This is a genomic window from Bacteroides uniformis, assembly GCF_025147485.1.
Classification (GTDB): domain Bacteria; phylum Bacteroidota; class Bacteroidia; order Bacteroidales; family Bacteroidaceae; genus Bacteroides; species Bacteroides uniformis.
In genome coordinates, this window is sequence record NZ_CP102263.1 from 684,923 (window position 1) to 697,492 (window position 12,570).

Sequence of the window (12,570 nt, forward strand, 5' to 3'; positions counted from 1 at the left end):
TTATTATTTTGGGTTAACAATGAATTAAAATATCAGTTTGAAAGCGTAATCAGTACCAGCCCCACAACAAAGAGTACAAACATAGTCGCAATCATAGGTACAGTTCCTTTGGGAGCTCCTTTGAACTCTTTCCATACAAAGAATCCCCAAATCATGGCTACCACCGGTGCGGCATTGCTCAGCGCATAGGCTATGGCCGGATTGGCTGATCCGGCTCCCATAAAGCTGACCACCATACCGCTCATCCAGATAAAGCCGCCCAACATACCGATCAGGTGTGTACGGGTATCACCTTTCAGATAGTCCTTCATTGTGACCTTGTTTCCTTGAGCCGGATGACTCATGGCAAACGTATTGAAAATGGGAGTAGTGATAAGGACACCGGCGGCAAAGCAAAATACGCCGGTATAGGGAGTCAGTGTTCCCGTACCACCCGCAACATACTGGGGATCGAGTGATTTTACAACCAATCCATAGAAAAACATGATGGCCAATCCTGCCACAATAGCCAATAAGATACCTTTTTTAGGGGTGGATGCCTGACTCGCCGACATCTTTCCATAAGCCTTCCCGCAAATGCAGATGGCTACAATGATAACAACTACCCCTATCCAAAGCAATGCCTGGTTTCCGGGGTATACTTCACCGGCCAAAGTTATCAGCAGATAATTAAAAATTATACCGCCTATCCAGGCTAAGCCTCCGCCAATGGGAAACCCTATCGACATACCGGCCACAGCGATGGCTGCCGTCAGAAAGATATTACCGAAATTCCAGACAATACCACCCAACAGTGCATACTTCATACTGTTCCAGTCCATTGCCGCCAAGTCCTCAAAGAAAGTACGGCCTTCACTTCCCAAGCTTCCCAATGTCAGAGCCCCCAACAGAGCCGTGAAAAACAAACCGAAAGCCAAGTCCCAATAGAAAAGCTCGAAACTCCAGCTTTTCGAGGTCACCATCTTCTGCGTATTCGCCCAAGAGCCCCAACAGAGGCAGCAATAGACACAACACAGAATGGCCAAAATATAGTTGTCAACAAGTATCATAATTTATCTTCTGTTGTTTACCGTGTGTTTACTTTTCATTCATGCACATATAGATTCCAGCCCAAATAGTCCTCGATGGCTTCGTTCAGAATTTCCTTCACATCATTGCGAACCATAGCCACATGATGTTCAAAACCATTTTTACAAATATACTTCATCAGAGTCTGCAAGTTATTCACCTTGGTGACAGCTATGCATCCATCCATTCCATACGGGTCATCCGTGATTTCACCAGTACCCAAATAAGCCTTGATAGCGCCTTTTGTATCATCTGTGGAAATACGGAAGAATGTGAAATCACCTTTGGTCACTTTACCATATACGGCACCGAATGTATTGACCTTGCCCAGCGTACGTCCCAAAACGCCCAGTGTACCAAGCTTCAAGTCATTTCTGACAAACGATTTCGGGAAGTTACCGCAATGGGTACATACACATTTGTTCCGGTCTTCTGCAAAATTGTTATTCCAGTCAAGCAATGCCGATTGACCTTGCGCTGCCAATGTCAAAGCATACATGGACACAGCGCCGGCAATATCTACCTCACAAGCGGCAGGAAGTAATTTTTCACCCAGCATACTCATTGTCACACATGCTGCACAACCATAATTTTGTTCCAAAGAGTCCCAACACTGAACAGCAACAGCATCAATCTGATTGGCTTCGATCCAACGTTCTACAGCCACACCGAATTTTGCCTGAAGCACCAGCTTGTCACTATATTCCTTGGGAACTGCCGCATAGCACTTAATTTCTTCAAGCTTCTTCAGCAACTCCGCATCCGTATCCTCAATCTTACGGGCAGCACCGAGTATTTCAGAAAGGTCGACCGGAACGACTGTAATGCCACTCTTCTGTAACAGTTTCTCACTTGCACGTACAGTCTGGAAACCAGCCGGACGAGCACCGATAGCACCGATACGTGCATGGCGCAAGCCATTGACTACACGACAGATACCAGCAAACTTATTGATATCCTTGGCCAGTAATTCGGAGTATATAGAATAGGTGTGTAGCGTGGTATCTGTAAAAGGTATGCCATATTGATACAGATTGTTACAAACAGAAATCTTACCGCAAAAAGCATCACGGCGGCTGTCCAGATCCACCTTGTCGTTCTCGTCGTCACAAGCCTGTACCAAAACGGGGACATTCAAATCGGCCACGCTGATAGCATTGATGATTCCAATCTCAAAGCCAAAGTTGGGCAGGGAAACTATGATACCGTCAATGCGGTCACGATTCTGTCGGAACAGTTCCGCACACTTCAATCCGTCTTCGCGGGTTTCAATACTGCTACTGCCGGTAGGAGTAGCGTCTTCAGGTAAGATCACATAATCATAGCCTTCGTCGGCAAGTGTTTTCAACAATTGTTTGCGAACATCTTTAGCCAATTCTGAATTAAAATAAGCACGAGTGCCGATAATTATACCGAAACACATTCTTTCCTTGTTTTTCATTGTAGATAGTGGGTATTTAAATTATACTTTGAAAATATTTATCTGATTAATTGGTTTACCGCTTTCAACCAGCCTTCACACCATTTTTCTACCTGTGATAGGTTACTTTGCGGCTCTATGCGGTAGCGGCTCCGGCGTAATACGGACACCTGCTCAAAGCTCGTCCATATCTTGCGAGCCATTCCGTTCATTACAACGGCTCCCAAGGCCGAAGCTTCTTCAACATCCGAACAATTGATCGGTACACGTAAGCAGTCGGCCTGGAACTGCATCAGGAATTTATTTTTTGTAGGTCCTCCATCGGCTCTGACTTCTTTCAGCTTTATACCTGCCTGACTGGTCATCGCTCTGACCAAATCATTCACTTGATAGGCTATGGATTCAAGTGCTGCCCTGAGAACATGCGGTTTCCCGGTACCTAAGGTCATCCCTAAAATGGCAGCCTTTACATCCCCTTGCCACCAAGGAGCTCCCAACCCGGCAAAAGCCGGTACGACATACACACCTCCATTGTCTTTTACTGTAGCCGCCAACTCTTCCGCTTCGTCTGGCGAACTAATCATCTGCAATCTCTGTTCTAGCCACTTGATGGTAGCACCAGTACAATGGATATTGCCTTCAAAAGCATAGAATATTTTTCCAAGTGCGGCAAAACCGATGGAAGTGACCAATCCACGGGGAGCAACGGCAGCTTTTTCACCAATATTCACCATCACTGATGAGCCGGTTCCATAAGTGACCTTGCCCAGCCCTTCTTCAAAGCACATCTGACCGGCCAGTGCACCGTGTGAATCCCCCAATACACCGGCTATGACAATAGGATTCTTAAATAATCCTCCCACCGTAGTTTCTCCAAAAACAGCATCACATGGCAGTAATTCAGGCATCATAGTTTCGGGGATGGTAAATAGCTCCAGCAGGTCACTGTCCCATTGCATCGTATGAATATTAAACAAAAGAGTCCTGGAAGCATTGGTATAATCTGTCACATGGCGTTTACCATCAGTCAATTTCCAAATCAGCCACGTATCAATGGTTCCCATCAATAAGTCACCGTTATCAGCAGCCTGACGGGCTCCTTCCACATTGTCAAGTATCCACTTCACACCACTGGCTGAGAAATAAGGATCCAATAGCAAACCGCTTTTCGCCTGTACTATTTCGCTGTACCCACTGGCTTTCAACTCATTACAGATATCAGCACCACGCATGCATTGCCATACCACAGCATTGCATATCGGTTTGCCCGTATGCTTATTCCATACAACCACTGTTTCACGTTGATTGGTGATGGCCAACGAATACATATTGTCTGCCACTTCCTCCTTTATCAGTTCGGCTATACTTTTCTGTACATTCCGATAAATTTCTTCAGCATCATGCTCCACCCATCCGGATTTGGGATAATATTGTTCATGGGTGACATTGACGCGCCTCAGCATTTCACACCTCTCATTGAATAGCATGGCTTTGGTAGCCGAGGTGCTTTGGTCTATTGCAATTATCAGGTTTTCCATTTTAGGTATTATTAAAGGCTAATTGATTTCAAATTTATCGAATCGGAGTTACTTAAGGAAGTCAAGGGCAGTTTTCACGATACCGGATGAGTCGAGTCCATAATGGGCAAAAATTTCCAGGGAGTTCCCATGCACCACATTCTCATCAGGGATACCCAGGATTTTCACCGGTACGGGATGCTCGGATATGATTTCAGTCACCATCGCCCCAAGACCTCCATACTGGCTATGCTCCTCAACCGTGATGATTCGCCCGGTTTCGGAAGCGGCTTTCAAAACAGCTTCCTCATCACAAGGTTTAATAGAGGACATATCCAATACCCGGGCCGAAATACCATATTCGCGTAACTTCAAAGCCGCCTGACGTGTGTGGTATACGGTTTCACCGGTTCCGATAATAGTCAGATCTGTTCCGTCCAGCAACATGTTGGCCTTACCTATGGCAAAATCAAAATCATCATTTTCATAGACATCGGGAACTGCTGCACGACCTACACGTACATAAACCGGTTCGGGATAATCAACCAAAAGCTCAACCAGTTTTTTAGTCTGTCGGGCATCGCAAGGTAACACGATATTCATTCCGGGAAAAGTACGCAGCACGGCAATGTCGTGTAAGCTATGATGGGTAGCCCCCAAAGCTCCGTAAGCTACTCCTCCACTTACTCCCAATATTTTTACGTTGTTCTGGCTATAAGCCAAGTCCACCTTTACCTGTTCCAAGCTACGAGCCACATAAAAACAAGCCGGACCACATACAAACACTTTCTTTCCGCTATGAGCCAACCCGGCTGAAATACCCACAGCATCCTGCTCCGCAATACCACACTCCACGAATTGCTGCGGCAATTCTTTGGCAAAATCATTTAACGTCACCGAGCCACGGGCATCCGTCGTCACAGCAATGATGTCCTTGTCCATCCGAGCCAATGACAACAAAGTGTCGGTGAAACTTTTTCTGCAAGCTATCATATCAATTATATTCTAAATCCTTAATTCTTTCTGATATTTCTTGAATGGCCTGTTCATACTGTTCGTTACTCGGAACCCCATGATGCCATTTAGCTACCCCTTCCATGAAAGATACTCCTTTCCCTTTTGTCGTATGAGCCACCAGCAAATGAGGGTGACGGTTTGCATAATCAATGGAACGGAAAGTCCGGATAATATCTTCCATGTCGTCACCATTCATATCCTTTACCTCCCAGCCGAATGCCGTCCAGCGATCATGGATATCATCAATTCCCATCACATCTTCCGTATTTCCGCTAATCTGCAAATGATTACGGTCTATTATAGCCACCAAATTATCTAATCTATACTGCCGGGCAGCCATTGCTGCTTCGTAGATGGAACCTTCACCCTGTTCACCATCCCCCATCAACACATAGGTTTTATAATCCCTGTTGTCCATTTTGGCAGCTATCGCTATACCTACCCCAACAGACAAACCATGTCCCAAGGCTCCGGTATTCACTTCAATACCCGGAACTCCGATAGTGGGATGTCCCGAAAGGATAGAGCCATATTGTCCCAATGTATCCAAAATGCCTTCTGTTATAAACCCTTTGGATTCCAGCGTCACATACAAAGCCTCCACACAATGCCCCTTGCTCAAAATGAAACGGTCACGCAAATCATCTTTAGGACTGTCCGCATTCACATTCATCACATCAAAGTAAAGAGCCGTAAGAACATTGAGGCAAGACAAATCTCCGCCGATATGACCGGCTTTTGCCTTATAGATAATTTCAATTAATCTTTTTCGATTCCTTTCTGATTGAAGAGTCAATTCTTTTGTTTTCATAGCTTATTTGCTTTCATTTCTTTGCAAAGAAAACAAATAAAAACCACAAAACGAAAGAAAACGAAAGTTTTCCATTATTTATTAACATGTTTTATAATTAGACCAGGGCGAAAAACGAAACAAATAAATAAAAAAGAGAAAGGAACTACAGTGCAAAAGATAATATATAGAATAAAAAAGAAGAAAAACAGCAAGAATAGACTTTCATTTGACTTTTTCTGACTACCTTTGCGGAAAAATTAAATGATTATACAATGCTCAATACTGTAGACGAAGGAATAGAAGCGGTTCGACAAGGGAAAATAGTGATAGTTGTCGATGATGAAAATAGAGAAAACGAAGGCGATTTTATTGTATCCGGTGAAAAAATAACTCCTGACATTGTTAACTTCATGATTACACACGGAAGAGGGCTTCTTTGTGTACCGCTACCGCGTTCACGTTGCAAAGAACTCCAACTGCCCCCAATGTCGGAAGACAACACTTCCCTTTTAGGCACGCCGTTCACCATGTCCGTCGATCTGAAGGGCTATGGCTGCACAACGGGAGTTTCCGCCTATGACCGCTCCGCTACCATACGTGCTTTGGTTACCGGTAATATAAAGCCCTCGGAACTGGCACGTCCCGGACACATTTTCCCCCTTTACGGACATGAGGACGGAGTATTGGGACGTGACGGACATACAGAAGCATTACTCGACCTGACAAGAATGGCAGGATTGACACCCGGCGGCGCTCTCATTGAAATACTGAACCAGGATGGGACAATGGCCCGCTTGCCACAACTACTTGAAATGGCAAAAAAGTTCCGACTGAAGATTATAGCGATCAAAGATATACAGGATTATCGTAGAAACAACAATATATAAAGTAGATATGGCACTAAACCAAAGAAGAGTCAAGATTCTGGACCTTATCCGCGAAGACGGGCATGCAAAAGTTCAAGAATTAAGCAGGATTTTCAATGTAACGGATGTAACAATCAGACAAGACCTGGAAGCCCTTGAAAAATTAGGGTATATCCAAAGAGAACACGGCGGAGCCTTCCTGAAGGATGTGGGCTCATTTGCAAAAACCGGAAAGGTTTTCAATCAGACCCATATTGAGGAAAAAAGAGAAATAGCCCAAAAAGCAGCGTCGTTTATCAGTGAAGGTGAATGTATCATTCTCGACTCCGGTTCTACTACCACAGAAATAGCCAAACTACTTACACAATACAAAGAGCTGACCGTCATTACCAATGCTCTGAACATAGCACTTATATTGGGCGAAAATCCAGGCATCAACCTCATTGTGACAGGAGGAGAATTCAAAGCACCCACCCTTTCATTGACAGGAAAGATGGCAGCCGATTCACTCAAAGGTTTCCATGCCAACAAACTATTCCTTGCCACAGCAGGAATATCCCCAGACATGAGTCTGACCTATCCGAGCCTCAGCGATCTGATGGTTAAATCGGCCATGATAAAAGCCGCCGAGGAAGTCATTCTGGTAGCTGATTCCTCCAAGATAGGAATTAGTGCATTTGCCAGTTTAGGTTCAATATCTATGGTAAATTCTTTCATCACAGACAGCAATATCTCGGAAGAGAATATCGAAAAGATGAAAGAAAAGAACATAAACCTTCTAATTGGATAACTTAAAAGATTACCCCTTCCAGAAGATATTGAACAGACAATATAGTAACGATTGGAATAAGGAACAATTAGAAGTAAAACTATAAAACATGTTTTTTAGCCAGCCGATACGCTTCCCCGACCACTTCCTTCGGATAACCGCACATCTCGATAATCCGGATGGCATTACGTTCCGTCGCCGGTCCCGGTTTCAGCTTATAATCAAAAGACAAGGTATTGTCGGCAACACATTCACAAAAATGAAACGATTCATATTCGTTCTCAAGTAAGGAAGCCAGTTCAACGTCGTGAGTGGAAGCAAACACGATACTGTTCTTGTGTGCCAAAGCAGATAGCACAGCTTTGGCTATAGCTATCCGTTCCACCGTGTTCGTCCCTTTGAACAACTCATCCAGCAGGAAAAGCTGCCTACGTCCCTTTCCGACCTCCAGCATCTCTCGAACAATCTGTACCTCCTGCAGAAAGAAACTTTTTCCTTCCATCAGACTATCCTCCAGATGGATAGCAGAAAACAATGCGGTATCCATGGGAAAACGAAAACTGCGGGCGAAACAAGTATGGAACACTTGTGCGGAAAGCAGGTTAAGTCCGATAGCACGGATAAAGGTTGTCTTACCAGACATATTGGAGCCGGTAACAAGGACAGAACTGCCACAAAGCGTAATGTCATTGGGGATACAATGCTCTATAAGCGGATGATAAAGGCCCTCTGCATGAAGCGTTTCACCCTCGTCACAAGCTTCCGGAAGAGTATAATAGGGCAGCCCATCCCGAAGCTCGGAAACAGAGCAAAGCGCATCCACCAATCCAAAATAGCGGAAAACCTCTTCAATCTGTTCTTGCCTGCCCTGCAATAGAAAGAAAGCCTTGGAAACCGGAATAACCTCCCGCAGGAAAAACACATTCACCATCTCGATGAAGAAATAAGCAAGAATGGCGATGTCGCTCTCCAGCTTGATACTGAAACGGAAAGTGGAAAGTTGCTTTCGTAACGGACGCAGCGCCTGCAAAGTCTTTTGGATATCCCGATGCACCGATACACACAACGGAATCTGTGCCAGCCTCTCCGCTTGCCTGAGCAGCAGCCATAACTGAGGGATGGAAAAGAAATAGCCCTGAATCCGTGCCTTGCTGCGATAGTGCAATACCATGTTCACCAATACCGATATACACAATAACCCCAGAACGTAAAGCGAAGATGTAACATAAACCATCCCTGACAAAACAAAAGGCACGAACTGCAATATACTTAGCAAACGGTAAAAGCGGCGGGAATATATGGGATGGGAAATGGAAAACAACGATGCAATGGCGCAAGCATCCGGCGTATCCAGTTTCTGCAACTCCGACCGGATTTCTGCACGCAACTCCTTGTCGGCAGAGAGTTCGCGAATCACTTCCTCCTGTTCCGAAATCTCCGAAAGGCGGTTGTAATGCAACAAGTCGTAGAGGTACTGTCGGCCCACACAAGAAGAGGTACGGTCGGCCCATTCGAAAAAGTCATCCAGATTGAGGTCGTCCCAGGTTTTCTGTGACACCAAATGTTCTTTCTCCTTCACCGACCGGTACTCGTGGTATAGCGATATATCCGAAAATGACTGTCCCATCAAAGAATTATTTAGAATGATGCACAAAAATAATGAAAAGCTTGCATTCTATCTAATTTCCTTGCAGCTTTCCCTATATTGTGTTTACTTTGCAGATACAAACACTTTTCGTTACTTCAACATTTAAATTCTAACAAGATGAAGCACACCCTTTTCACATTGGCACTGGTCTTATTGACTCTGCTGTCAGCATCATGCGGAGATAAGAAAAAAGTAGTATATCAGAACCCACTTCCCATGGCCTTCGGAGACCCGTTCCTCCTGAAAGCTTCCGACGGGAAATTCTATATGTACGGGACGGGGGGAGTACAGAACGGCTTCAAAGTATATTCCTCCGATGACCTGGTGACATGGAAAGATGAGGGTCCCGTCTATCAAGGCGGCACATCCGACTCATGGGGCACCGACTGTTTCTGGGCGCCCGAAGTGTATGAGCGCGACGGCAAATACTACTTATGGTTCAGCGCCAACTGGAAGGAAAACCCCACTCAGGAGCAAGAGAACTTCCGTATCGGCGTAGCCGTAGCCGATAAACCCACCGGGCCTTTCAAAGATTTGTCCGACCGCCCGGTATTCGATCCCGGCTATCCTATCATCGACGCAAACATACTCTTTGACGATGCATCCGGAAAGACCTACCTCTACTACTCCCGCTGCTGCTACAAACATGCCGTCGAGAGCGAAGTCTCAGCATGGGCCAAAACAAAGGGCTGGTTTGACGAGATTGAGGAGAGCTGGATTTACGGCGTGGAGCTGAAACCGGATTTCTCCGGTGTCATCGGAGAGCCGGTAGCATTGCTTTGCCCGCCCAAAACGATGGACGACCCTCAAGCGAAATGGGAGAACCGTTCGGTGACTACACATGAGGTCAACAGACGCTGGACAGAAGGTTCGTATATGGTGAAACACGGGAATCTCTATTACATGCTTTACTCTGCAAACTTCTTCGGAGGAAAGAATTATGCGGTGGGCTATGCAACCTCCCAAAGTCCTTTAGGCCCATTCACAAAGGCTGCCAACAATCCGGTGCTGCAAAAGAACACAGAGCAAGGCGGCATCGTGACCGGAACCGGGCATTGTATGCTCATCGACATTCACAATCGTCTCTACTGTGTCTACCATGGACGCACCGAAACCACCGGTGACGAACGAATGGTATTCATCGACCTCATAGACATCCAACCAGACGGGAAACTGGTAGTCCACGGACCGAATACGGATTTACAGAAAATCACATATTAAAGCTATCAGGCGCAGACTGTACAGCATTTCACGGTTCATTATTCCCCGTGGCTCTCCTATACATTCCGCGCCTGATGAAAATTAAAAAGGACATATCCATACACAACAATCCGCTCCATATTTGTTCCTGACTTCAATTCTATTTTCACCGGTATCCAATACAATGCCTTTCCATTCCAGTACATTTACGGAATCAGGTTTTGCAGTCCCATATGCTTTGCCATTGATATACAATTTGGCAGCTCCGCTATTGCTGAATACTTGCACATCAACGGTTTTGCGGGTTCTGTTTACCAATCGTTTTCCTGCGATATATACAAACTTATCTTCTTGATTCCAGTTTGCCTTATAAAAGTAAAAGGCATCTTTCTTTATTTTCCGGTCGTAAGTCACCAGCCCCTTATCGTTGCGTCCCATAATGGATCCCTCCCTACGGCCTGCCGCCGAAAAGTCGAACATGCACCAGATGAAGTTGCACCACAAGAATTCGCGTTCCTGAAGCTGTTTCCAATTCTCCACATGATAATAAGTCTGCCAGTTTTCGGGATGCCATTGCCCCCACGGTTCCGGATGCCTCAGCGAGTCCTCCTGCTGGAATACGCATGCCCCGGCACCATACTCGCTGATGCCCATCTTCCGCTCCGGATGTGCTGCATGCTCGCGGTCTATCCAGCGCCCCATGTCATCCATGTTGTCGCCATACCAGCCGAAATACTTGTTGAAAGCAATCAGGTCGGTGAATCCGTTGAAGTCGTCATCCTGATTACTGGCTCCCATAGTGGGACGGCTCGGGTCCAACTGACGGGCCAAAGCATGAAGCTCTGCCGCCATACGCGAAGGACGGTCCAGCCAACCGGAATTTATCTCATTGAACAGCCCCCAGAACAAAATGCAGGGGTGATTGTAGTTCTGTAAAATCAGTTCCTTCAATTGCAGGCGCAAGTTTTCATCATAAGCAGGATTATTCACATAAACATTGACAAAAGGAATCTCAGCCCATGCCACCAGTCCCCGCTTGTCCATCTGTTGATGCATGTATTTGGCTTGCGGATAGTGACAAAGACGCACGGCATTGCATCCCATTTCCTGCATCAAGTCCAAATCTTCATCATGGTCTTGCGGATAAAATGCCGAAGCGCGTTCTGCCCTATCCTGATGCCGGTTCACGCCATTCAAGCGATAAGGCTTTCCATTCAGGAAGAAACCTTTCTCCGCATCGGCATGAAAGTAGCGGAAACCTATCTCTTCTTCGCGGCGGTCTATCTCTTTTCCATCCTTACGCAATATCACCACTCCTTTATATAAATAGGGATTCTTCACTCCATCCCACAAATGAGGCCTTTCAAGCACTATGTCCATCATCACCTTTTTATCCTCACCCACCTCTGCACTGGCAACACGGCAAAGCAACTTTTCCTTGTCATATAGTCGAAACTCCACCTCGCAACCGGTCACAGTAGTTTCCCTTGCCGAAAGCAGTGCTTCAATTTTCAAATGGGCCTTTTTCTCCGATACATCGGACTGAGTGAAGAATACACCTGAAGAGGCATAATAAGCAGGTTCTATGCAGACATCCTCCGTCACCAGCAGTTCCACCCCCCGATACAACCCACCAAACATATTGAAGTCGCCGCAAATGGGAGCGACATCCATAGTCTGAGCATTGCTGACACGAATTTCCAATACACTTTCTGTTCCCGGGACCAGGAAATCAGTCAATTCTGCCACAAATGCCGTATAACCACCCTTATGTTGCATCACAAAATGATGGTCGATAAAAATGTCGGCAACCGTCTGTGCAGCCATCACTTTCAAGAAAAAACGTTTGCCCCGATAATGGGCAGGAACAGACAACTTACGACTGTAATTGCATAATCCCCTATAATAATCGGCATTGCCAAACATGCCATCGCCCGCATTCCAAGTGTGAGGCAAAGTAACCTTCACTATTTCCGAAGCAGGTGCCTGAAAACCCCGGTGGAAATTCCATCCTTCATTCAGTGGAATCACCTCTACGGCAAATACACATGTTGACAATATTCCCAAAGAGAATAAAAATAAAATGATGAATCTGTTCATTTTCGATAAAGTATTAGAAGGTTAATCATATTGGCAGGAACCAGTCCTTCCCTGCAAAGGTATGAAATAAATGTTGAATAATAAATGAGAAAAACACTTCAAGACACGCAAGACAACAAACGGATGGCATGTTTAAGACTTATACGACCGCGATGCAACATTACAGACCTAT

At 45.5% G+C, this 12,570-nt stretch carries 10 protein-coding genes; 3 read left to right on the plus strand and 7 right to left on the minus strand.

The features are described 5' to 3' along the window. Window positions 1–32: 32 nt before the first annotated feature. From NQ510_RS02735 to NQ510_RS02755, 5 genes are read right to left on the minus strand one after another with little or no spacing between them, the layout of a single operon-like run. Window positions 33–1,049 (minus strand): GRP family sugar transporter, encoded by a 1,017-nt coding sequence (locus tag NQ510_RS02735; protein ID WP_005834661.1) that lies wholly within the window; start codon window positions 1,047–1,049, stop codon window positions 33–35. A gap of 35 nt (window positions 1,050–1,084) precedes the next feature. After that, window positions 1,085–2,509: an L-fucose/L-arabinose isomerase family protein gene (locus NQ510_RS02740; RefSeq protein WP_005830248.1), complete on the minus strand. Its 1,425-nt coding sequence runs from the start codon at window positions 2,507–2,509 to the stop codon at window positions 1,085–1,087. A gap of 38 nt (window positions 2,510–2,547) precedes the next feature. Beyond that, window positions 2,548–4,026: an FGGY-family carbohydrate kinase gene (locus NQ510_RS02745; RefSeq protein WP_005830250.1), complete on the minus strand. Its 1,479-nt coding sequence runs from the start codon at window positions 4,024–4,026 to the stop codon at window positions 2,548–2,550. 48 nt (window positions 4,027–4,074) lie between these two features. Then, window positions 4,075–4,998 (minus strand): transketolase family protein, encoded by a 924-nt coding sequence (locus NQ510_RS02750; protein ID WP_005834658.1) that lies wholly within the window; start codon window positions 4,996–4,998, stop codon window positions 4,075–4,077. Window position 4,999: 1 nt separating this feature from the next. Continuing rightward, window positions 5,000–5,833: a transketolase gene (locus tag NQ510_RS02755; RefSeq protein ID WP_005830255.1), complete on the minus strand. Its 834-nt coding sequence runs from the start codon at window positions 5,831–5,833 to the stop codon at window positions 5,000–5,002. A gap of 254 nt (window positions 5,834–6,087) precedes the next feature. Here NQ510_RS02755 and ribB point away from each other — a divergent pair, with 254 nt between their 5' ends. Next, a complete protein-coding gene (ribB, locus tag NQ510_RS02760; protein WP_005830259.1) occupies window positions 6,088–6,702 on the plus strand; it encodes a 3,4-dihydroxy-2-butanone-4-phosphate synthase in 615 nt (204 codons plus the stop codon). A 7-nt stretch (window positions 6,703–6,709) separates the two neighbouring features. Beyond that, the gene (locus NQ510_RS02765) at window positions 6,710–7,471 is read left to right on the plus strand and encodes a DeoR/GlpR family DNA-binding transcription regulator (protein ID WP_005830261.1); all 762 of its coding nucleotides are present in this window, start codon (window positions 6,710–6,712) and stop codon (window positions 7,469–7,471) included. A gap of 79 nt (window positions 7,472–7,550) precedes the next feature. On the opposite strand, the gene NQ510_RS02770 is transcribed toward NQ510_RS02765, so the two are convergent. After that, the gene (locus tag NQ510_RS02770; protein WP_005830263.1) at window positions 7,551–9,077 is read right to left on the minus strand and encodes a MutS-related protein; all 1,527 of its coding nucleotides are present in this window, start codon (window positions 9,075–9,077) and stop codon (window positions 7,551–7,553) included. A gap of 138 nt (window positions 9,078–9,215) precedes the next feature. Here NQ510_RS02770 and NQ510_RS02775 point away from each other — a divergent pair, with 138 nt between their 5' ends. Then, window positions 9,216–10,319 (plus strand): glycoside hydrolase family 43 protein, encoded by a 1,104-nt coding sequence (locus NQ510_RS02775; protein ID WP_005830266.1) that lies wholly within the window; start codon window positions 9,216–9,218, stop codon window positions 10,317–10,319. Window positions 10,320–10,400: 81 nt separating this feature from the next. On the opposite strand, the gene NQ510_RS02780 is transcribed toward NQ510_RS02775, so the two are convergent. Next, on the minus strand, window positions 10,401–12,398 hold the full coding sequence (locus NQ510_RS02780; RefSeq protein ID WP_005830268.1) for a glycoside hydrolase family 2 protein: 1,998 nt from the start codon (window positions 12,396–12,398) through the stop codon (window positions 10,401–10,403). Window positions 12,399–12,570 lie beyond the last annotated feature (172 nt).

Bases quoted from the DNA above. Each gene is read 5' to 3' on its own strand.
- NQ510_RS02735 (WP_005834661.1), bottom strand. From the start codon at position 1,049: ATGATACTTGTTGACAACTATATTTTGGCCATTCTGTGTTGTGTCTAT.
- NQ510_RS02740 (WP_005830248.1), bottom strand. From the start codon at position 2,509: ATGAAAAACAAGGAAAGAATGTGTTTCGGTATAATTATCGGCACTCGT.
- NQ510_RS02745 (WP_005830250.1), bottom strand. From the start codon at position 4,026: ATGGAAAACCTGATAATTGCAATAGACCAAAGCACCTCGGCTACCAAA.
- NQ510_RS02750 (WP_005834658.1), bottom strand. From the start codon at position 4,998: ATGATAGCTTGCAGAAAAAGTTTCACCGACACTTTGTTGTCATTGGCT.
- NQ510_RS02755 (WP_005830255.1), bottom strand. From the start codon at position 5,833: ATGAAAACAAAAGAATTGACTCTTCAATCAGAAAGGAATCGAAAAAGA.
- ribB (WP_005830259.1), top strand. From the start codon at position 6,088: ATGCTCAATACTGTAGACGAAGGAATAGAAGCGGTTCGACAAGGGAAA.
- NQ510_RS02765 (WP_005830261.1), top strand. From the start codon at position 6,710: ATGGCACTAAACCAAAGAAGAGTCAAGATTCTGGACCTTATCCGCGAA.
- NQ510_RS02770 (WP_005830263.1), bottom strand. From the start codon at position 9,077: ATGGGACAGTCATTTTCGGATATATCGCTATACCACGAGTACCGGTCG.
- NQ510_RS02775 (WP_005830266.1), top strand. From the start codon at position 9,216: ATGAAGCACACCCTTTTCACATTGGCACTGGTCTTATTGACTCTGCTG.
- NQ510_RS02780 (WP_005830268.1), bottom strand. From the start codon at position 12,398: ATGAACAGATTCATCATTTTATTTTTATTCTCTTTGGGAATATTGTCA.